This is a genomic window from Clostridiales bacterium (assembly GCA_015243575.1).
GTDB classification, from domain to species: Bacteria; Bacillota; Clostridia; order Peptostreptococcales; family Anaerovoracaceae; genus Anoxybacterium; species Anoxybacterium hadale.
This window is the reverse complement of the sequence record CP042469.1, coordinates 1-20,661: the sequence shown is the minus strand read 5'-3', so window position 1 is coordinate 20,661 and position 20,661 is coordinate 1. Positions and strand designations below refer to the sequence as shown.

Here is a 20,661-nt window from a genome sequence, read left to right as displayed (position 1 = left end):
TTTCAACTATTTACATAGTACGTGAATGCTTGCCGTTAATCAATATATTAAATATCAAAAGAACCATAACTTTTGTTTGAAAAAGCTATGGTTCTGACAATCTATTGGTAATTTTCTCTCTTAAAGCGCCAGTGTGCTGTTTTCTGCCAGTAAAAATTTTAATACCTCAAAATTAAGTTCATCATGATACTTCTGCCTGTCAAAACCAGGCGGATCCTGTGCCGGGAAAAAATCTGGTGTAATCATGAATTCCGGAAATGGACTCAAGAATGAGAAATGACCGGCGTTCTCAACAATTTTATACGTTACCTTTCTGCGATCTGCAACCCCATCCAAGAGAGTTTGCGCCTGGGAAGACTGGATGAATTGATCTTTTTCGGCCATAATCATTAGTATTGGAATATCTACTCCGCTTAGAGCTTTTTCTGCCTGAAACCAAACCATTCCTGGCGCTAGCAGAACAAGCGTACTGATTTTTCTCTTACAGGCTACGATTATCTCTTTCGGTTTGCCGTCCAAAGATTCATTTGGCAATGAAGTCGGTATACCTCCCGCCATTGATAATGCAGTACACCCACCGGTAGAATGACCGATGATAGAGATAGCATCTGATTTTATAACCCTCGAGAAGTTCTCGCTTTCAAAGAACCAGTCGATAGCAATGTTAATGTGTCTTGGCCTGTTTTCTAAATTTTCTACGGTGCCCTCCAACGTATTATTGCTGAAATTATTGAAAGGATGCTCTGGCATTCCAACGATAAAACCATTGCATGCCAGATAGTGGGCAAGCGTTCTGTAGAGTAAGTTTCCTCCCCCACTTCCATGAGATATCAGTGCCAACGGAAAGCTACCCTCCGTAGGTTGTGCATTGATTGATACGTCTAATGGAAACGGCCCAATCATTTCAATTTTGCTTTCCTTATCTGCAGGATACATCACTGACATAGGAAACGCAATGCCACAATGAGAATCCTCAAGATCAGCTTCACAATAACCTACAAAATACTCTCTTCCGCCTCTTTCCTCCTGCATCGAGTTTATTTTCCCTTTTTGCATTTTTTTACTCCCTTCTACTTACAAACCATGTGTTTTCACATACTTCTGTGTCCAGACACAATGAACTAGGCATTTCAGGCAGGTCTCACAATGATATACATCAACAATCAGATCCCTGGGAGTACCTTCTTCCCAGTTCATACCATGGATCACCTTTGCTGGACAAATATCCTTGCAAACATTACATTTGCCACAGAACGGCCGCATGATGGGCCGATACTGTATCGGCAATGGTGCATTTGTCAGTACACTGCACATACACAATGCACTTCCATACTCTTGTGTAACCAGAAGATTACTTTTTCCGATCCATCCTAATCCAGCCAACACTGCAATTTTTTTATGCGGCAATGGCGTAGCTTTCGTCACTGCATCATAGAATCCATTGATGAGATTGCTTTCTGACTGAGCATATGCTTTGTATCCTTTCAACCGGATAAAATCAGCCGCCCATTCTGCAAGTTTATCTGCTGCAGCCTCCTTTTGTAAAAACTCAAAACAGTCTAAATTGTTTTCTTTTGACAGCCGATAAATATAGCTGGGTTTTAACGCGATTCCGATTAAAATCGCCGCATAATAGCCTCGATTTTCCTTTGCCTGCAGCGTAGATATATCAACACCGATAACAACATTGGCGCCACGGCTTTTCAATTCCAAGCTCAACTCATTTAACATCAGTCATTTCTTGTAATGCCTCCTGTCTTTTAAAAAATAAAACAGACTTTTTTCTGAAAGAATCACCAGTCCCGGTTGATTCTTATTATAGAAAAAAGTCTGCTTTTAAACTTCTGAATTCTTGCCCTATCGTATTGGAATACATATATCCATAATTACGCATCCACTTTCTTTGTTAATTTCTCGGTATATGTTCAAACCGCATCTTCCGTCCATTTCATAATCGCTTTTGGGAAGCCAGACACTAAAGATCCCCTGAATGGTGCAAAAAATATCCTCAATTTTGCCATCAAAGCAATATACCGCAAATTTGCCTCCCTTAACCAACGTCACATTCTTGAGCGTGCAAGATTCATCTGTTGTCATGCAAATATCACATAGACAGCGGTTCAGACTGGTGATTGCGGGGTCGTCATAAAACCGCTCTATCATAAGAGTATCGACTTTGATATGATCACTGTATTGATCCAAAAATTGAAACCAATTGTCCTTCAACTCAATATAGTTTCCGATGATTCTCTCGTAGATCACAAAAAAGTCTGGAAGCTCTTGCATTTTGATTTTACTGTTATACCCTTCAAATGTATCAAACCCGGAAAGCCCTTCGGGGTAGAAGGGGCTTGTCATACCAGTTACATCTACGGATTTGCGAAATTTAGCTGGAGAAATATTGTGATGCTTTTGAAATGCTGTGCTATAATTTGATGAACTGTAACCGTAGTTTATCCCGATATTGGTAATGGGTTTCTCCTTTTCCAGCTTTATTTCAACAGCACTTTGATCCAGCTTCATGCGCTTTATAAACTCATATACACTTTCACCCGTCATGGCCTTAAAAGACCTGCAAAAATAAAATTTCGAAAAGTAAAAATGGTTTGCAACATCATCCACAGAAATATCATCCTCAAGATGCTGTAGGATAAAATCAATGCTTTTGTTGATCAGTTCCTTATTAAGCATATTCCCCCCATTTAGTCTCTAAATTCCAACTATTTACATAATACGTCAACACTTAACACTAATCAATATATTAAAGATCAAAAGAACCATAACATTTCTTTTGGAAAAGTTATGGTTCCCATTCAATTGAATATTACCGCCTAGAAACAGCTGATTTTGATTTGTTCACATCATGTTTTTTTTCAATGGCTAAATCAACTCAGATTTTTGAAGCAGACGCTCTGCCATTGCGGCTACCTCCGCACGAGTCACTAAAGCTTTTGGTGCCAGAGTATTGTTTTCTCTGCCAGAGACAACACCTGTTTTAATGCACTGTGCAATACTGTCCTTTGCATATGCAGACACGCCTGCTCTGTCGCTGTAAGCTTCCAGCAGCTTGCTGCCTTCACCATTTGCCAGCTCAGCATTCAGCCCAGTAGTCTTCATTGCACGCGCAATCATCGTCATAGCCTGCTCCCGGGTAATCGTGTCGCTGGGTCCGAACGCTGAATCAGAATATCCTTTAACAATACCAAAGGCAGCGGCTGTTTTAATATATCCGCAGTACCACTGGCTGGAAGCAACATCACCAAAGCTGCTATTCCCTTTCTCTGGAGCAAGCCCCAACGCACGAACCATGACGGCAGCAAATTCTGCACGGGTCATGTTTCTGTCAGGCTCATAATTTCCGTTTCCAACCCCGTTGACAACCATTCTGGAACCCATGTTATTACCCGCCGCCTTGGCCCAATGATTACTCATGTCAGCAAATTCAATTGGATTCCAGATTACGGAGTAGGTACTGTTTGTAAGGCTGTTGATTACCGCATAATATTTGCCATCAATCACTGTAACCCTTGTGGGCACATGATGTACCGTTCCGTCCAGACTGACTACAATACCTGTGGTAATCTTGGAAGGATTAACACCGTCCGGAATTGCGATGGTCCTTTCCACATAATCGCTGAAGTTTGTAACATTGACCGTCTTCCCGCCGTAAGTACAGGTAACTAAATAGTCCAATTGAGGTGCCACAAGGGTGAAGCCGCCTTCTTTACTTACATTCTCCACGACCCTTGCCATCGTATTGGAAGGTGCTGAGATATTTATTGATACTATGATATCAGCCAAAGAACCATTTGCACCCAGTTGCTTTGATACGGCTTTCATATTAATTTGCGATGCGGGCAGAGTATAGCTGGACGAATCAGTCTTGATGATCAAGGTTGCATCCTTTCCCTCCATAGCTTGCACCATTTCACCAGTGAGTCTGCCCACAGCTCCTTTATCAACGTCTTTAAAAGGAAGGACTATCTTTACACCACTTTTTTCCGAGGCTAGAATGCCGTTTAGTTTTTCAGCGTCTACGATGAAGGTTGTAGTTGTACGACCTTCAGAATTGATTTCTGTCTTGACGGTTCCCGCTGATATAGCTTTACCGTTTACAGTAGCATCCGATTTTTCCTGAGATGAACTCGAGCTGCCTCCCCTACCAGAGCCACCACCGGGTTGTGTGATTGCGATCCATGCTGCCGTGATTGTAACAGCCGAATCAGGCATTGTGAACGTGGTGTTTGAAAGGGTTCTATTGTCAAAGACGCCCCCGCCTGAGGTGGTCCAGCCACTGAAGGTGTATCCGTTTTTGGTGCCTGCGCTGATGGAAACAACAGTGCCTGCTGCATAATCTCCGCTTTCTGTCGACCCATCACCTCCACCTTCAACCTGAAGCAGATAGCTGACCGGGGTCTGAACTTCTGTCCAGGTTGCTGTGATTGTAACAGCCGAATCAGGCATTGTGAATGTGGTGTTTGGAAGGGTGCTATTGTCAAAGACGCCCCCGCCTGAGGTAGTCCAGCCACTGAAGGTGTATCCGATTTTGGTGCCTGCGCTGATGGAAATATCGGTGCCAGGCATATAATTTCCACTTTCTGTCGACCCATCACCTCCACCTTCAACCTGAAGCAGATAGCTGACCGGGGTCTCAACGATCTTGATGTCTGTTGCTACAGCAGCATCATGGGTATAGTTCGTTGCAATCTTCGTTAGCGCTAGCGCGTAGTCCTCATTGCTGTCCTTCTGAAGTGCTGTCATACCGGCATCTGTAATACCTGATACCGCATACACTGCATGCGACAACGGAGCAGCACCAGATTTTGCATATACTACACCATCGGAAAAGGTAGCTGTATTCATAGCAAAGATACCATAGCTTCCGCCTGATGCAGTGCTGCCCGTTGCCCTTACAGTACCGCCTGTGACCGTTATGGTGCTAAGACTGCGTATGCCATATGAGCTCGTTGCGTTATCTCCTGTTGCGGTTATCGTTCCCCCACTGATGTTAATCGGTCCTCCTACATAAAATCCCATACTGCTTCCGTATGCGTTCCCGCTGTCGGCAGAAAGGTTACCGCCCAAAACAGAAAGGCCGCCGGTTACGTCAAAGGCTGCGCTATAGGAGTTTTCAGAACTGCCGCTTGTAACACGCAGCGAACCAGTACTTCCCATTATCTTCAAATCACCCATGCAGGTAATGCCGCTTGTCGCGATGGTTCCATCAAAGATGCTCTCGATGAAATTTTCACTGTCATCGGCAAGTACAATCGTGGAGCCGGCAGGAAGCTTGACCGCAATTTGATTGGCTGTAATCAGGCTGATCCCGTCTAAAACCAGTGTATTTTCGGAATAGCTTTCCTCTGCGTTTTTATACCACCGCCAGCCTTCTGCCGTGTTGGTAATACTAGAACTGGTTGGTGTTCCGCTTCCCGTGCCTCCGCCTTCTTTCTGATAGGTAACATTGTTGGCGGTCAGATCGAGGATCGTCTTCCTCGGCTCCTCCTGAGTAATATCAAATTTTGTATCGCTGTTCTTTGTAACTTCAATATCACTATCAGTATTTAATTTTCCTTTTGGAATGGTAATCGAAATCGTTTCGTTCGATACGGTACCTGGTGTCCCTGAAAAAACAAGTTCTATGGTGCCTGACGTAACATTGCCAACCGTAACAGAAAGACCCTCAGGCAGATTATGGAACCAGACTGATACATCCTCACCTTGCGCGAGATTTGCGAACGTACTGCCCGCCAGTGTAACGGTAATCGTGTCTGTACCAGGAAGAACTGCCCCCATCATTCCTGCCACTATCTTGCTTGACACAGCAGCACTGCCCTCTGTAATCCTGATATCATTCGCAATCGTGCCCTTATCCGTTAGGTATGTATAGAAGCTCTCCACATTCTCTTTCGTTACCTGCTGGGTGTAAGCTGATTCTAAATCTTTCTGCAATACTGTCATATCCTCATCTGTTATGCCAAGCGTTGCAAATACAGCGTAAGCGAGAGGAGCGTCTGCGTTAGATTTTGCATAAACAGCGCTGCCGGAAAAGATTGCCGAACCAGCTGTTACCGCAATTCCATGGCTCTCTTCCGCAGCAAGATTTCCTGTTGCAGCAATGGTTCCTGCTGTAAATGTGGTATCTCCAGCACCACATATTCCAATACTATACGGTGTGTTGTCACCTCCCGACGCAGATACAGTACCGCCGGAAAAGGTAGTGATTGCTTTCTTTAAATCTGCACTGACTAAGATCCCATAACTAACTTCATCTGCATTGACGCCGCCAACAGCCGTTACAGTTCCGCCAGTAACAGAGAAATCTCCTGTTGTACAAATACCCATGCTATATTGCGTGTCGTCGCCTCCTGACGTGTTGATTATACCATCTGAAATAGAGAGGTTCCCTACACTGTATATGCCATAACTATATCCTGTATCAGAAGCTCCGTCAGCAGTTATGGTTCCATCTGTGATGCTCATGTTGCCATCGCAATACAATCCAACGCTCGACAAGGATGAAGCTCCTCCCGACACATCAATTGTGCCTCCAGTGATAGAGAGATTGGCTAAGCTGCATATACCGTAACTATATCCCGCTTCAGAAGATCCTTCAGCAGTTATGGTTCCACCAGTGATACTAATCGTTCCGAGGCTGTATAAGCCCGTACTCGAACTAGACGCAGCCCCTCCTGACGCATTGATGGTTCCTCCTGAAATGGTAAGGTCATTTGGCGTGTATATTGCCAAACTATAATTATTTGCAGTATTGCCGCTTTGTACACTTAACGTACCCGATCCCTCAATGGTCAGATTCCCTTCACAGGAAATTCCTAAGCAGTCTGCCTCCCCAACAACGTCGCTGTCATATGTACTGGTCACTGTGTTGTCGCTGTCTTCGGCAAGCACGATTGTAGAATTCTCCGGCAGCCTGAGGGCTGTCGTTTCGACGGTGATTAGGTTAATTCCTTCCAATGTGAGCGTTTTCGACTGATAGTGCCAGGACCATCCCTCTGCCGTGTCTGTAATATCGGTATTTCGGGGATCTGCACTGCTGTCCAAACCGCCGCTTGTACGATATGTAACAGATTCTTCGGTCAGATCGAGCATATCAGTGCGCACATCTGTGCCAGACGCATATACATTCTGCATGCCGCTGCCAGGCACTAACGTCAGCATCATGCTCAAAGCGATCAGGATGGCCAAACCGCGTTTAAGTCTTCTTTTCATAATCATTTCTCCTCTTTTCATAATGGTTATAGCGTATGGTTAGAAATAAAAGTTGTATTTAACATTGCTTATTCTACATTATTCTACAAAATTCAAATCAACAAAAAATAAACAAAGAGACCATATTACAGGTCTCTTGCATTCTTATTTTTCTTGGATTTCTACACCATCATTTTTCTTCTATCAGGGGCAAATATTCGGGGCAATATTTTTTTATGTATTTATCCACAAATTCAGGATTCCAGCTGATATTATCTCTTTTTATATTCTCGCTCACTATTTTTTCAACGATTTTTTTCACTTCTCCCTCTAGCTCCGCACCTGACACTACTGATAACTTTTTAATTTCCTCTTTGAATTCCTCATTGTCATTTGCGTCTTCTTGCTCTTTCTCTGTCTCTGGCTGATCTCCATCTTTTACTTCGCTTGTTGTAGATGTACTATAAACAGGAGCATAATATAAATCCAGCACAACCTCTTTTGCTCTATCATTCTCAATAGAATTAATTACTTGAACCATACTATTGTAATCGATAGAAGTTAGTTGGCTGGCATTAATGTACAAAAAACTCACTCCAATTATAATTGCAAAAGTGATCATGCTAAAAAATAGTTTTCTTTTGTCCACCTGCATAACCTCCTCTTAGTCTTTTTAACCTTATAAACTTATTATGTGAAATGAATAAACGTGAGGCTTCCTCAGGTACTTTCAGTCATTGGAAGCCTCAACCTCGTCGATTCTTATCTGATTTTATATCTGATTTTTAATAGATAACATTCCCTACATAAGTTCCATCTCCGAGACATCTCTGATGAATAATTGTATAGCTAGTAGTCTGGAAAATGGCACGCTTGAATAAACCCTTTTTATCAACATCACCCGCAATACCAACATTGGGTATCGTAAAAAGTACTTGACCGCTGTAACTAGAATCAACACCCTGGTAAGTCCAATCTCCGCTATAAATCGTACCTGTAGAGCTCGGTAATAAATATTGTACGTCTGTACCATTATAACCAAACCGAGTTGTAACCTTGAAATCGAATAGCTTTTGGTTGGCCGTGCCAAATACCGTAGAGGTTGTAGTAAATGATTTTTCGGAAACTGCCAGAAGCATATTGCCATCAAAACTATTCATATGCTGCAAAAGAAATTGCTCATTTTGTAGTTTGAGTTGTGCAATGTTCTCGGCACCATATTGATCTACAAAAGATTCATCCCACAATATCTCTGAGTTGTTTATATGTTCTTCTATTGTTTCTTTCGCGATTTCCTTGTAATAACAGTAGAGTACGCTGGTGTACTCCTTCATTCTATTTTCCTCCGTAGTTAATCGATACAATTAAGTAACCTTAGAAATAAGTAATTTAGTGATGTTTGCATCATCTGCGCATATGTATTCCCCCTTGGTTAATTAGTAAATATTCCACATAGCTGAAGATCGGTTTCAGCTTTTAATGAATGATGCTTACCTCAACAAGAATATTCTCTTTATATGATACTATATACTTTCACCCTTAATTTTCCAAATGTAATATTTAATATATGAAGTTGTAGTATTTTACCTCTTTTGTGTCAATCTAATCGCACTCGTTCGGCCAGCTCGCTTCATAATTGACATGAAAAGGTCAAGGAGAAAAATATGATGGGGATTCCAGTACCATCCCTCTTATGATTTTGCCTACCATTATAGAAGAAAATTTCTCTGTATTCATAATATTTTTGCTATAATAATAGAAAAAGGCTGGAGGAAGCAATGGATCACGAGGAAAAACATCAGCGGCGAATTCGATATAAGGGGACGCACCCCAAAAAATATCAGGAAAAATATAAAGAGCTGCAGCCCGAAAAATACACCGATACAGTGGAAAAGGTCATTCAAAAGGGAAGCACCCCTGCGGGCATGCACCGTTCCATCTGCGTTGATGAAATATTGGAATTCCTGCAAATTACCCCCGGACAAAAGGGACTGGACGCAACCCTTGGTTATGGCGGCCATACACTGGAAATGCTCAAGTGCCTGGATTTCAAAGGGCATCTTTATGCCATTGATGTGGACCCTATCGAACTGCCGCGTACCAGGGCACGTTTAGAAAGTTTAGGCTATGGTGCGGAAATTCTGACGATCCGGCAGATGAATTTCTCCAGCATCAATCAGATTATCGCTGAATCAGGACCATTGAATTTCATCATGGCTGATTTGGGTGTCTCATCAATGCAAATAGACAATCCGGAACGAGGCTTCACGTTCAAGGCAGAAGGTCCTTTGGATTTAAGACTAAATCCAAAAAAAGGGACATCCGCTGCAGAACGTTTAAAAACCATTTCTCAGGATGAATTAGAAGGGTTGCTAAGAGAGAACTCAGATGAACCAAACGCAAAAGCAATCGCCCGGGCTATCGTTTCTGAAATCAGAAAGGGAACCGCTGTCGCGACTACAACCCAGCTTCAGCAGATCATCAAGAACACTTTGAAGACCATACCAGGCAGCAACAGCAGTGAAGAAATAAAGAAAGCTTGTCAGAGATGTTTCCAAGCACTGCGTATTGATGTCAACGATGAATTTAAAGTGCTTTATGAGTTTTTAGAAAAACTGCCTTCCGCCCTTGCCGAAGGAGGACGGGTTGCCATCCTCTCCTTTCACTCGGGGGAAGATCGCCTCGTTAAAAAATCATTTCAGCGTCTTTATCGCGACGGAGTTTATCGTGAAATTGCAGAGGAACCGATCCGGGCATCAGCAGAAGAGCGCAGTACCAATGGCCGAGCCCGTTCTGCCAAGTTGCGTTGGGCGATCAAAGCATAGTTGCTTTCAATTGATTTAGTAGGAGAATAGCGTGAAGAAAAAGGCAGATCAGAAATGGCTCGAAGTGTTGGACTTCCTGCAATATGAACTTCCCAAGCGTCATAAAAATCTATATTTCCAGATGAACGAATCAAACTATTTGAAAAAGATTCAGTCCCTAAGAAATGAGCTGAATCGTTTAGAGCCTCCTATGATTACCGCTGAAATCGCAAAGATTGTTGCTTCTATAGGAGATGCCCATACCTCCATCGATATCCCTGTTTACTATCTGTGCCCTCTTGAGTTTTATTGGTTTTCAGATGGTATTTGTGTGATCAATACAGCAAAAACAGATGAAATACTGCGATATAAGAGGATTACACATATCGACGGAGTAGAGATAGAGACCGTCATTGCAATCATGAGCACAATGATTTCTCACGAAAACCATTCCTATCGGAAGGCTATGCTTCCAAAATATCTGCCTGCTATAGAATACCTGTATGGCTTAAAGCTTGCCCGCTCAGTGAATGGGTTTACTTTGACTTATGAAAACGAAAGTGGGGAAGGTGGTGATTGGTTTGTGCCTTCCTGCCCATTGTCCCAATATCAGTCACAGCTAAACGAAAATCGCGCCGCTTTCCCTGCCGACAAGCTTCCCCTCTTCAGAAAAAATCCAGACCGTTACTATTGGATGGAATTTCTGAAAAAATCAAGGACGCTGTATTTCAAATATAATATCTGTAAGGAGATGTCGGAAGAATCTGTTCAATCTTTCGGCGAAAGACTCCTGGATGCGGTCAGGGAGAATAAGCTCGAAAAACTTGTGATTGATATGAGAAACAATACCGGTGGAAACTCCACCCTGCTTGACCCATTCATTGACGCATTATCAAAATGTGATCAGATCAACCAGCAGGGCAGACTATTTGTAATCATCGGAAGAGATACGTTTTCCTCTGCATTATTAAATGTTTTCTCGCTGAAAAACAAAACCAATGCGCTACTCGTCGGAGAGCCCACCGGCGGCAAACCCAACTGCTATGGTGAGGTTCTGCGCGTCAAGCTTGAACAGTCCGGCTTGCGCATCAGTTATTCTACCAAATATTATCATTTGATTGAGGATGATCACATGCTTTCATTAAACCCTGATGTGCAACGAGAAGAGTCCATTCAAGATTATATCGGGCTTTCAGATCCCTGTATGGAGTATATCTTGTTGTCCAGTTAATCAAAGTCAGTCAGCCTTATCCATGCCTATCAATCTGTAGAAATCAAATCCCTCAGTGACTCATCTGAGGGATTTTTCTGTACTTCAGTATAACTGGCTCAGAAAATCCCATCCAACCGATTTGGAGTTGTAAAGGAAGCAATTCGATTTATAACATCACTTTTAAATTTCAATATGAAATTTACGGTAAAATCAGTTATATCAAGAGAATCATTTTCTATCAGCGGAGTAATGTCTAATCCGTATGACATGCTATCACTATCATCGGTGGCATGATCCGCACTAAACGTTGCATTTGCAGCTCTTCTACCTAATACAGCAAGATCATATCGCTTGCCTCCGGCAATTTGGCTGTCATAAACACCAAGCAAGGCGGCGGCAAGGTTTCGATGCGAAGATGTGTCAAAAACGGTTTTGTCCTCATCACACAACCAATCAAGCCCTCTCCAGACTTCCAGAGAGTACACCTTTTTAGGACGCTTTTCTTTCGATAACATCCTTATTGCCGCAATTACTCTTAGGGCAACAGCCACATGTGTATCGTGTTTATCTGCAAAATTGTGTGTATAAACTACTTCTGGATTACAGATTTCAATCAATTCAGCAAGTTCCTTTATTACTAGATCGTTTTTTGCATCCTTCACAAAGCTGCTTGGATAAGCCAATAAAAACTGTGCGGCATATTTACCAATTGTCGCAGCTTCCATTTGCTCCTGCACTCTGATCTTTTTCATTTCTTCGTCGGTATAATTTGCATAGACCCCACTTCTTGGAGAACCGGCCCCGTCTGTCACAACAACACCTGTAAACCACCTATCTTCCCTGCCGTAACAGCTAACGATGGGTCCGTATGCCATAATCTCAATATCATCCTGATGTGCCGCGATGCACAGTTCTGTTGTGCGGCAAAGTGCATGGTCTTGTACCTGTCCGTCCGGAATAAACAAAACAGCTTCCGGTTGATTTAGTTTCATGGATTCCACCCCATTTTTCATAGAACCGGCTGAATTCAGCCAATTAGCTTTAAGTATTTACATGCCCTCATGACACCGTCTTCACTTACTTTGTTTGTATGAAAATCTACAATTGTAATCAAGTCAGGATGGGAATCACCCATAGCAACAGATATATTAGCATTTTTCAACATTTCATAATCATTTAGCGAATCTCCAAAAGCGATATATTCTTTTATGTCAAAGTTCTGCATTACCGCTTCGATCCCTTTATGCTTGGAAAATCCGCTCAAAACAACGTCTGCAAAATGGTGATGCCCGTGCAGAAGTTCTATTTCATCCATATTCTCAAAATCAGCAAAATCCTCGTCCGATTTACCAAAGGCCATCATAGATAAAATAGTTTCGTTTTCATAGGGCTTGGTTGGCGGCACTTTCATCTTAAAATAACTGCAGACCTCCTTTATGGTTTCATTGGAGGCTTCTGTAATAAATGGCGGACCGCCTTCCGTAGTTAAATATAGCGGCATACCGGCTTTATGAGATACTTCAATACAATGATTGACCAAATCTTTAGAAAAATAATGTGCGTTTAAGAGCTCACGTTTCTTCGTATAAATCGCCTGGCCGTTGGAGCAGACGAATGCATCCCAATCGATTAGATCTCTGATGTCATTGGAGATTTCATACATAATCCGTCCAGTGGCAATTGCTAAAAAATATCCTTGTTCACGCAGTTTTTGCAAGGCGCCGGCGGTTGTTTCCGGCAAGTAAAAGGTATTTGCATCGCGTAATGTTCCGTCAATATCAAAAAAAATCCCTGTACGCATAAGACCTTTCCTATTCTTCGCCAAATTTTGATTCGACCAATTTGACCAGTCGATCTACTGCCTCTGCCTCGTCTTCCCCGTCTGCAGAAATTGTTATGGTGGACCCTTTGTCAATTCCCAGTGACATGATATGAAGAATTGATTTAGCATTCGCCTTTTTCTTATCTTTAATCACATCGATTTTTGATTTAAATTTTGTAGCCATGCTCACAAATACCGCTGCCGGTCTTGCGTGGATTCCTGTCTCGTTCATAATTAAAATATCTTTTGATATCAATTTTAGTTCCCCCTCCATGTTAATCAGTAATTCCGTTTATTTTAACGAAAAAGCGTGAATAGATTTTATTATCAATTTATCCACGCTTTAGAATTTCATAGTTCTTTCAATCCCATGATTAATTGAAAGCTTAGATCCTGTCTGGGCATGGGATGAATTTGTCACAGACCTTCGGGCATGGGATTAATTGGTCACCGTGTCCTTTTCACAAAGCTTTTTAAATTCATCTGCCACAAATTGAACTTGTGTTCCGACAACAACTTGAACGCTGAACTTACTCGGCCTTATAATACCGGAAACGCCCGAGGACTTGATAATTTTTTCATTTACAGCTACCTGATCCTTAACCGTCAGCCGCAATCTTGTGATGCAGTAGTCGATTGATTGAACGTTTTCTTTTCCGCCAACGCCTTTTAAAATGATTGCTGCGACTTCAGTGTAATTGTTGTTATCAAGGGTCACTTTTAACTCTGCCTCAGAATCCTCTTCTCTGCCTGGAGTCATCAGGTTCCACTTTGTAATTGCAAAGCGGAATACAATATAATAAACTACGGCAAAGACTAATCCGATCGGAATGAGAAGCAATGGGTTCTGTGCCATTGGAGCCTTAAAGCTCAGGAACCAGTCTACAAATCCCGCGCTGAAATTGAATCCGGCTCTAACAGGAAGCGTTGCACAGATAAATGCTGACAATCCCGTCAATCCTGCATGGATCAAAAATAAAGGAGGAGCAAGGAACATGAATGCAAATTCGATTGGTTCTGTAACGCCTGTGAAAAATGATGATAAGGCTGCGGCCATCAATAAGCCATACACAACTTTTTTGTTTTTGTCTTTTGCCGTATGGTACATAGCTAACGCTCCTGCCGGTAAACCAAACATCATCACTGGGAAGAATCCCGTCATATACATACCAGTTTGACCCAAAACACCCTTACCGCTCCAGAAATTGCCCAGATCGTTGACTCCTGCTACGTCAAACCAAAAAACAGAGTTAAGTGCATGGTGAAGTCCGGTCGGTATTAGTAATCGGTTAAAGAACGCGTAGATACCAGCACCAACAGGACCGGTAGAGATCATTGATTCACCAAACAGTACCAGTGCACCATAGACAGCAGGCCAAGCAAATAATAAGATAAGTGCGGCTAAACTGGATATTCCTGCTGTAACGATGGCAACACTTCTTCTGCCGCCGAAAAATCCCAGAAAATCCGGCAGCTTCGTATTCTTGAATCTATTGTAGCAATTTGCTGCAATCAAGCCTGCCAGCAAGCCCATGAACTGTGTCTGAACATGACTAAATGCTGCCGGCACTTCTGCAACATCCATATGTAGAAACATCGATACAGAACCAGGGGCTAATAACGTTGTAAGAGTAAGCCAGGAAACTAGCCCAGCAAGTCCCGCCGCCCCATCATTGTCATCTGACATACCAATGGCAACACCAATTGCAAACAGAATCCCCATGTTGTCAATTAATGAACCGCCTGCTTTCAATAAGAAAGCTGAAACAATGCTGTTGGCGCCCCAACCAGTAGGATCGATCCAATAACCAATGCCCATCATAATACTAGCTACTGGAAGTACGGCTACTGGCAGCATTAATGATTTTCCTAATTTTTGTAGAATTTTCATCATGATAAGTCCCTCCTTTTTTTAATAAAATCTATTTAAAGGGTTATAACCCTTTAAAATCTGGGATCTTCATTTGATTATTAAAATAAAAAAGCTGAAAAGAAAAACCATCGGTTTTTCTTTTCAGCTAATGCCCAAATAAATTGGTGACACGCTTTACACCATTCTTTAATTAAGGTAATCATATCTAATTTCCAATTCAAAAGCAACATATATTTTCAAAATTTGTAAAATACTTTTCAAATCTATCTATTGACTTAGAAATTTAAAAAGTTTAGTATATACACAAATGAACGTGCAACTGTTTAATCAGGCATAAGTTTAAGCTTATGTCTTTATTTTTTGTAAAGGAGTAATTCCTCATGTTTAGCTTATTTAAAAAAGAATCCAAAATCATTGCTCCAATCTCTGGAGATGTCTTGGACCTGTCCCATGCGCCAGATCCTGTATTTTCACAAAGACTGGCTGGCGATGGTGTTTTAATTAACCCCTCAGATGGTATGGTCGTAGCTCCCGCCGACGGAATTTTGTCTGTTATATTCAAAACAAATCACGCATTTGGTATGAAACTTGAGAATGGAACTGAGGTTCTTGTGCATATTGGAATTGATACGGTCAAATTAAACGGGCAAGGTTTTGAGCGGATAGCCGAAGAGGGAAGCTCAGTTAAAGCAGGAGAACCGATAATGAAAATCGACCGCAAGTTTATAACAGAAAGTGGCTTTTCCCTTATGACACCCGTTCTCATAACAAACCCTGACGAGACAAGCTCCATGAATTTGCTCATTGATTGTACTGTAACAGCTGGGAAAGATGCGGTTATTCGCTACAAGAAATGACGCTCCAAATAGTTTTGGGCCCTCTGCACTATGAAAATAAATCTACCACTAGCGATTGGTTTTTCAGCTTTTCGACATGCACCGTAAGATATGCAATCTCATCTTCAACCACATTAACGTTCAGGCTCTCCTCAATCAGCTTAGCCAGCTTCTCGGAAACCTTATAGGAATTGGCAAATTGTTTTTTAATGATGCTAAGCAACTCGTTTTTGATGGGATTGCCTTTTTGTAATCGTTCAATTGCAAAGCGCATATGTATGACAAACCTTGCATAATCAATGGACTTTCGATCAATTGAAAGACCAAGGGAAGCTTCCATGCAATCCGCCATACTGCTTACCAAACGAGTATATTTAATAGTGTTTGATAGCTTTCCATTGTTTCTCGCCGAATGGATGTGAAGCGTAATAAATCCAATTTCCCCATCTGGAATCACGATGTTTAATCTGCTTTCCAAAAGACGAGTCGCTTTTCTTGCAATCCCAAACTCGTGCTTATATAAAGTCTCCGTTTCTACTAAAAACGGATTCATGATTTCATCATTCTCTTTCAGTCTTTTCAAAGTAAACGCAATATGATCGGTTAAGGATATATGTATATTTTCATTTAATTCCTCATTTAATTCCTGTCCGATCATGTAAATGACCTCCTCACAGAGACCTACAATCTTACTGTCGACATAGTTAATTAACTGTGAGAACTGATTCGAACTCGCTTCGTTCTCGATCGTATAGACTTTTTCGATTAGCATGTTTGCTGGAATGAATTCATTCGCAGTCTTTCCAAAGCCGAGCCCCTTGCCGTACAGGATTTTTTCTTTCCCGTTCAAGGTTGCTAGAAGTACATTATTGTTAAAAACCTTAACCACTTTGTATTTTTCATTTGAAAATATCATCACCATACCTCCGCCGACTTTGTTTAAGCTAAGAATACTACGTATTAAAATTCTTGACAAGTAATAAGTTACAGAGTTTTAATTTTATGGATATATTTCAAATTTTACACTTTTTTTTATCGAAGGATTTTATCCATAGATTTTCCTTTTGCCAATTCATCAATGAGCTTATCCAGATATCTGATTTCCTGCATGATGGGCTCCTCAATATCTTCTACCCTGATACCGCAAACAACTCCTGTTATAAGCGCTCTTGATGGGTTTAGACGGGGAGCTTCTTTATAAAATGTTTCATTGTCGCATTGTTTTTCTAGTTGTTCCTCCAGTTCCTCCTGTGTATATCCAGTCAACCAGCGTATGATTTCATCAACTTCCGATTGAGTGCGGCCTTTTTTTTCTGCCTTTGCAACCAGCAGGGGATATACTCTTGCGAAACTCATCGTATAGATTTTATGTTTGTCCATAATTCATTCAACCTCCCAAGGTTCTCCAAGATGAAAGCAAGTAAATTAAACCACAATGGAAAATACTTGTCAATGTAAGTGTCTCTCCTAGATATAATCTAGTATTAACAAAAAAGCACGAGTAAATTGCTGTATCAATTTATTCATGCCTTTGGAGTTTTATAGTCGCCGCCGCCTCTACTTTTTAAGGATTCTCTTTAAATAATTTACATCCAACAAATTCACCGTCTCGAAATTTCCTTGATAAAATACACCATAGTTATTGAAAACGCAAGGCAATTCCTTTGCTTTTTGTAACGTATCCACTTGAATGAGAGAAGCAGAAACGTCATGCATTTCACAATACTGTTTTATCACCTCGATATTTTGAAGGATAAAGGGACATTGCATGTCATAATAAATCGTCAATTCTTCCCTCCCTATTTCTTGCTTTTTAACATTCTGTCCGAACTTTGGCGTTGTTCCGTCAAAAGACAGCGCAAGCAATTCATATCCGTTATCAGTGGTATCGACGACCTCAAATCCATACTTCTTCACAAACGCCTGGTCAGAAAGCCAAGCTTTTTGTTTTTTTGCTCCCAGCATGCAAATACCGGACTTTCCCTTTTCTTTAGCATCATTGATACAATATTCCATCAGCGAATTCCCATACCCTTTTCCTTTATGACTTCCGGTGACCCATAGACAATACAGATAAAAATAGTTGTCGCCTGTTACAGGAACCCAAGCGGTTTCAAGCGGAGCATATTCAATAAAAACCGTACCCTTTTCATTTAACTTTCGAAAGACATGTCCTTCCTTTAGCCGGTCTGAAAGCCACTGACGCTTCGCATCAATCCCCGGATGCGCCTTTTTGCTGCGGATAATGCAGCATAAGTGCTCATCAAATACATTTTCCGTTGTTAAGTTTATAAAACCAGTATCCATTCGTACCCCACTCACTGGATGACAGAATGAACGTGAATATAAAACTCTTCCTGGCTTGGCTGATATTGTTTCTCCATGCTCGGTAAAGTCTCATCATATTGTTCTGCATCCTTTATATCAAACTCATAGACTGAGCTTTGTTGATAAACCCATTTTCTTCCGTCCAAAACATGCGGTTTGAGTTCTTTCACCATCATTGCTGATGGATAGGTTCCATTCTCAAGACAGACATTGTACTTTTTACAGCTTTTAAAACCACGGCTGACATAATTATTCGGATTACCGAAGATTACGATGGTATCATAACCAAGGGCAATTGCACGTTCAAAGGAATACTCCATGAGTTTTTTTCCATATCCCTTTCGCTGATATTCCGGCAGCATACAAACAGGACCAAAGGTAAGAATGTCTTTTGTATCGCCAGATTCATCAATTAGCGTTGCCTTCGTATACATGATAGTTCCGATGACCTGATCATCTTCTTCAATCACCAGATCGAGTTCCGTCAGAAAGTCTTCATGAGATCGCATGATATGAACTAAATAGTGTTCATTACACCCCGGAATATATAAATTCCAAAAGGCTTTCCTGGTGATTTCCTCGACTCTTTCATAATCTTTTTCTTCTTCGTTTCTAATCCTGATCATTTTTATCCCTCCCGATATCTATTATTACAATGCCTCTCTTGCAAAATTCAAGATTTTGCTTCATATATCTGCATTTATTATAGCATCAGAATACCGGAATCTGGAAATTTAATTTTTTCACATCAGCATTACAGCTGCCTCTCAAGCTTCGTCAAAAATTCTGCTAATGACTTTTCGATATCGATATCCATACGCTCTGCCAATACAATAATCCACCAGATGCACTCACTGAGCTTATGCTCCAATTCTGGTACGGTATTGTCGCCTTTCGGCCAACGCCCCTGTTGTGACATCGCCAACCGTCCAACCAAACCGGCATCTGTCAGAAAAGCGAGCGCATCTTCTTCTACAGTCCACTCACTTTTGTGAAACTGCTTTTCAAGCTTATGATAACTCTGCCTTATGGCAATTGAACGTTCAATAATCTTATTAAATTTCATATCATCCATATTTTCCACTGTTCCTTTCATTTTTGGCTACCCTCCTTTGACAAGGTACAACACGTCTGAAGCGCTGAAATTGGAGTGCCGGCGGCTTCTCGTCCTAGCGTTACATCCAATAGCGCGTCTTCCTTCGGCCTTCACTACTTGCTGTAAAGCAAGGACTTGACCAAACAGTCAACGGTCCAATTTCGTTGTACACCACAGCTAGGTTTGCTACAAAACAATAGTAGCATTTATAATATGACAACATCCCGTCATATTTATCAATGCTACTTTTTAATATCAATGCTACCCAAACCATAAAACGGTGGCACCCGTTTTAAATGCTACGGTAACTCCCTCATACGCTGATTAATTCAGTAAACCTTCTGTATAACAAGAGCTATCGTCTACAATCCATAATGTTCTTTTATCGTTTGGGGAATCGGCAACTTATGCTTCTTTATGTTTTCAAGCAGGTCATCACAGATATCAAAATAACCATAAGCAAGACTTATTTTAGCAAACTCAACGGTATAGACCCAATACCCGGGAAATTCCCACTGATTGGCGTAAACATCAGCCTTTGCAAGATCCCATATCGCCCGAAATTTCTCTTTATCACTTTTGAAGAAATCCATTTGATCCGCATAGATTCGATGGAATGTACCAAGCCGAACATCACTTCATCATTTTCAGTTTCATCATCAAATCCCAAACATAAATTTTTCATGCAATCATCGGAATTCATCGATTTCATTCTCTCAATGGACTGTTCAAATTCTTGCACTTGTTTTTCATTTTGGAGCAACCGGCTTCGAACCAGCATCTGCGTCAAATCCGCTATTTCCATACGAATATCCTTTCTGTGTTTTCTGCTTTGCTATTGATTCTTTGCCTCAATTCAATAAGTATTCTTGTAAAAACTGAACATCCTCTTCATCCTCTGGAATCCCAAACAATTCAGGAATTTCGTGACTATGGACAGGCGAATCTATTCTGCATCCCCTGATATAAATTCAAAATCTTCACTTGGAAAATCTTCAGGAAAGGCATCGCACACCAGATTTCTCGAAACGATTCCGAATAAGAACTCCGTCATAGACATCGGATATTCATGATATTCCCATGACCTGCTTTCATAGACGATAATGGACCACATTCTCGCATCTTCATTTGTTTTCCAATAAAGCTCATCCCCATTATCTGTATATCCCCACGGAAGAATTCCTCCGGCTTCGGGAAAGATGCAATGTTTATAATATTCCGGAAACTGCTGTTTCGATTCCAGATAAGCCTCTCGAATCACTTCTGCTCGGGCTAGAAAATTGACGTTTTCATCAAGATCAAAAGGCGTTAGAATCCAAATAAACTGATCGATCCCCCCGGTGCCATAAATGTTGATGAAATCTTTATAGTCCTGCGGCAAGGATACTCCAAGAGCATCCTCCAATTCCGACCATCCGTTACCGGTATTTGATGGATTCACCGGAGGTTTCAATACACTTTGCAATCTGTCCAGTGACAT

20 protein-coding genes are annotated in these 20,661 nt (G+C 41.4%); 3 read left to right on the top strand and 17 right to left on the bottom strand.

Annotation, left to right across the window (positions count from 1 at the left end):
* Positions 1-120: 120 nt before the first annotated feature.
* The 6 genes from FRZ06_00100 to FRZ06_00075 form a co-directional block, all read right to left on the bottom strand.
* Positions 121-945: an alpha/beta hydrolase gene (locus FRZ06_00100; GenBank protein QOX65770.1), complete on the bottom strand. Its 825-nt coding sequence runs from the start codon at positions 943-945 to the stop codon at positions 121-123.
* Positions 946-1,074: 129 nt separating this feature from the next.
* Positions 1,075-1,731, bottom strand: a complete 657-nt coding sequence (locus FRZ06_00095) for an epoxyqueuosine reductase (protein ID QOX61870.1) — start codon at positions 1,729-1,731, stop codon at positions 1,075-1,077.
* Positions 1,732-1,857: 126 nt separating this feature from the next.
* On the bottom strand, positions 1,858-2,691 hold the full coding sequence (locus tag FRZ06_00090) for an AraC family transcriptional regulator (GenBank protein QOX61869.1): 834 nt from the start codon (positions 2,689-2,691) through the stop codon (positions 1,858-1,860).
* 189 nt (positions 2,692-2,880) lie between these two features.
* On the bottom strand, positions 2,881-7,251 hold the full coding sequence (locus FRZ06_00085; protein ID QOX61868.1) for a carbohydrate-binding domain-containing protein: 4,371 nt from the start codon (positions 7,249-7,251) through the stop codon (positions 2,881-2,883).
* 148 nt (positions 7,252-7,399) lie between these two features.
* Positions 7,400-7,858, bottom strand: coding sequence for a hypothetical protein (locus FRZ06_00080; protein QOX61867.1), 459 nt, complete (start codon positions 7,856-7,858; stop codon positions 7,400-7,402).
* Between the two features lie 136 nt (positions 7,859-7,994).
* Positions 7,995-8,543, bottom strand: coding sequence for a hypothetical protein (locus FRZ06_00075; protein QOX61866.1), 549 nt, complete (start codon positions 8,541-8,543; stop codon positions 7,995-7,997).
* Between the two features lie 444 nt (positions 8,544-8,987).
* Between FRZ06_00075 and rsmH the strand changes: the two genes are divergently transcribed.
* Positions 8,988-10,034: a 16S rRNA (cytosine(1402)-N(4))-methyltransferase RsmH gene (rsmH, locus tag FRZ06_00070; GenBank protein QOX61865.1), complete on the top strand. Its 1,047-nt coding sequence runs from the start codon at positions 8,988-8,990 to the stop codon at positions 10,032-10,034.
* A gap of 31 nt (positions 10,035-10,065) precedes the next feature.
* Entirely contained in the window at positions 10,066-11,244 is a 1,179-nt protein-coding gene (locus tag FRZ06_00065; GenBank protein ID QOX61864.1) for a peptidase S41, read from the top strand.
* Positions 11,245-11,342: 98 nt separating this feature from the next.
* Here the strand turns inward: FRZ06_00065 and FRZ06_00060 are convergent, their stop codons facing one another.
* From FRZ06_00060 to FRZ06_00045, 4 genes are all read right to left on the bottom strand, one after another.
* Complete coding sequence (locus tag FRZ06_00060) at positions 11,343-12,218, bottom strand: PIG-L family deacetylase (GenBank protein ID QOX61863.1); 876 nt, start codon at positions 12,216-12,218, stop codon at positions 11,343-11,345.
* A 35-nt stretch (positions 12,219-12,253) separates the two neighbouring features.
* On the bottom strand, positions 12,254-13,027 hold the full coding sequence (locus tag FRZ06_00055; GenBank protein ID QOX61862.1) for a Cof-type HAD-IIB family hydrolase: 774 nt from the start codon (positions 13,025-13,027) through the stop codon (positions 12,254-12,256).
* Positions 13,028-13,037: 10 nt separating this feature from the next.
* On the bottom strand, positions 13,038-13,304 hold the full coding sequence (locus FRZ06_00050; GenBank protein QOX61861.1) for an HPr family phosphocarrier protein: 267 nt from the start codon (positions 13,302-13,304) through the stop codon (positions 13,038-13,040).
* A 183-nt stretch (positions 13,305-13,487) separates the two neighbouring features.
* The gene (locus FRZ06_00045; protein QOX61860.1) at positions 13,488-14,942 is read right to left on the bottom strand and encodes a PTS glucose transporter subunit IIBC; all 1,455 of its coding nucleotides are present in this window, start codon (positions 14,940-14,942) and stop codon (positions 13,488-13,490) included.
* 359 nt (positions 14,943-15,301) lie between these two features.
* On the opposite strand from FRZ06_00045, the gene FRZ06_00040 reads away from it, so the two are divergent.
* Entirely contained in the window at positions 15,302-15,778 is a 477-nt protein-coding gene (locus tag FRZ06_00040; protein ID QOX61859.1) for a PTS glucose transporter subunit IIA, read from the top strand.
* A gap of 28 nt (positions 15,779-15,806) precedes the next feature.
* Here FRZ06_00040 and FRZ06_00035 read toward each other — a convergent pair whose 3' ends face one another.
* The 7 genes from FRZ06_00035 to FRZ06_00005 form a co-directional block, all read right to left on the bottom strand.
* Positions 15,807-16,673: a PRD domain-containing protein gene (locus tag FRZ06_00035; GenBank protein QOX61858.1), complete on the bottom strand. Its 867-nt coding sequence runs from the start codon at positions 16,671-16,673 to the stop codon at positions 15,807-15,809.
* Between the two features lie 116 nt (positions 16,674-16,789).
* Complete coding sequence (locus FRZ06_00030; GenBank protein QOX61857.1) at positions 16,790-17,137, bottom strand: DUF2200 domain-containing protein; 348 nt, start codon at positions 17,135-17,137, stop codon at positions 16,790-16,792.
* A 177-nt stretch (positions 17,138-17,314) separates the two neighbouring features.
* Positions 17,315-18,064: a GNAT family N-acetyltransferase gene (locus FRZ06_00025; GenBank protein ID QOX61856.1), complete on the bottom strand. Its 750-nt coding sequence runs from the start codon at positions 18,062-18,064 to the stop codon at positions 17,315-17,317.
* Between the two features lie 11 nt (positions 18,065-18,075).
* Positions 18,076-18,711: an N-acetyltransferase gene (locus FRZ06_00020; GenBank protein ID QOX61855.1), complete on the bottom strand. Its 636-nt coding sequence runs from the start codon at positions 18,709-18,711 to the stop codon at positions 18,076-18,078.
* Positions 18,712-18,839: 128 nt separating this feature from the next.
* Positions 18,840-19,160 (bottom strand): MazG-like protein, encoded by a 321-nt coding sequence (locus tag FRZ06_00015; GenBank protein ID QOX65769.1) that lies wholly within the window; start codon positions 19,158-19,160, stop codon positions 18,840-18,842.
* A gap of 487 nt (positions 19,161-19,647) precedes the next feature.
* The gene (locus FRZ06_00010) at positions 19,648-19,986 is read right to left on the bottom strand and encodes a hypothetical protein (protein QOX61854.1); all 339 of its coding nucleotides are present in this window, start codon (positions 19,984-19,986) and stop codon (positions 19,648-19,650) included.
* Positions 19,987-20,127: 141 nt separating this feature from the next.
* On the bottom strand, positions 20,128-20,655 hold the full coding sequence (locus tag FRZ06_00005) for an SMI1/KNR4 family protein (protein QOX66043.1): 528 nt from the start codon (positions 20,653-20,655) through the stop codon (positions 20,128-20,130).
* Between the last annotated feature and the right edge of the window lie 6 nt (positions 20,656-20,661).

Bases quoted from the DNA above. Each gene is read 5' to 3' on its own strand.
- FRZ06_00100 (QOX65770.1), bottom strand. From the start codon at position 945: ATGTCAGTGATGTATCCTGCAGATAAGGAAAGCAAAATTGAAATGATT.
- FRZ06_00095 (QOX61870.1), bottom strand. From the start codon at position 1,731: ATGTTAAATGAGTTGAGCTTGGAATTGAAAAGCCGTGGCGCCAATGTT.
- FRZ06_00090 (QOX61869.1), bottom strand. From the start codon at position 2,691: ATGCTTAATAAGGAACTGATCAACAAAAGCATTGATTTTATCCTACAG.
- FRZ06_00085 (QOX61868.1), bottom strand. From the start codon at position 7,251: ATGAAAAGAGGAGAAATGATTATGAAAAGAAGACTTAAACGCGGTTTG.
- FRZ06_00075 (QOX61866.1), bottom strand. From the start codon at position 8,543: ATGAAGGAGTACACCAGCGTACTCTACTGTTATTACAAGGAAATCGCG.
- rsmH (QOX61865.1), top strand. From the start codon at position 8,988: ATGGATCACGAGGAAAAACATCAGCGGCGAATTCGATATAAGGGGACG.
- FRZ06_00060 (QOX61863.1), bottom strand. From the start codon at position 12,218: ATGAAACTAAATCAACCGGAAGCTGTTTTGTTTATTCCGGACGGACAG.
- FRZ06_00055 (QOX61862.1), bottom strand. From the start codon at position 13,027: ATGCGTACAGGGATTTTTTTTGATATTGACGGAACATTACGCGATGCA.
- FRZ06_00045 (QOX61860.1), bottom strand. From the start codon at position 14,942: ATGATGAAAATTCTACAAAAATTAGGAAAATCATTAATGCTGCCAGTA.
- FRZ06_00040 (QOX61859.1), top strand. From the start codon at position 15,302: ATGTTTAGCTTATTTAAAAAAGAATCCAAAATCATTGCTCCAATCTCT.
- FRZ06_00035 (QOX61858.1), bottom strand. From the start codon at position 16,673: ATGATATTTTCAAATGAAAAATACAAAGTGGTTAAGGTTTTTAACAAT.
- FRZ06_00030 (QOX61857.1), bottom strand. From the start codon at position 17,137: ATGGACAAACATAAAATCTATACGATGAGTTTCGCAAGAGTATATCCC.
- FRZ06_00025 (QOX61856.1), bottom strand. From the start codon at position 18,064: ATGGATACTGGTTTTATAAACTTAACAACGGAAAATGTATTTGATGAG.
- FRZ06_00020 (QOX61855.1), bottom strand. From the start codon at position 18,711: ATGATCAGGATTAGAAACGAAGAAGAAAAAGATTATGAAAGAGTCGAG.
- FRZ06_00015 (QOX65769.1), bottom strand. From the start codon at position 19,160: ATGGATGATATGAAATTTAATAAGATTATTGAACGTTCAATTGCCATA.
- FRZ06_00010 (QOX61854.1), bottom strand. From the start codon at position 19,986: ATGGAAATAGCGGATTTGACGCAGATGCTGGTTCGAAGCCGGTTGCTC.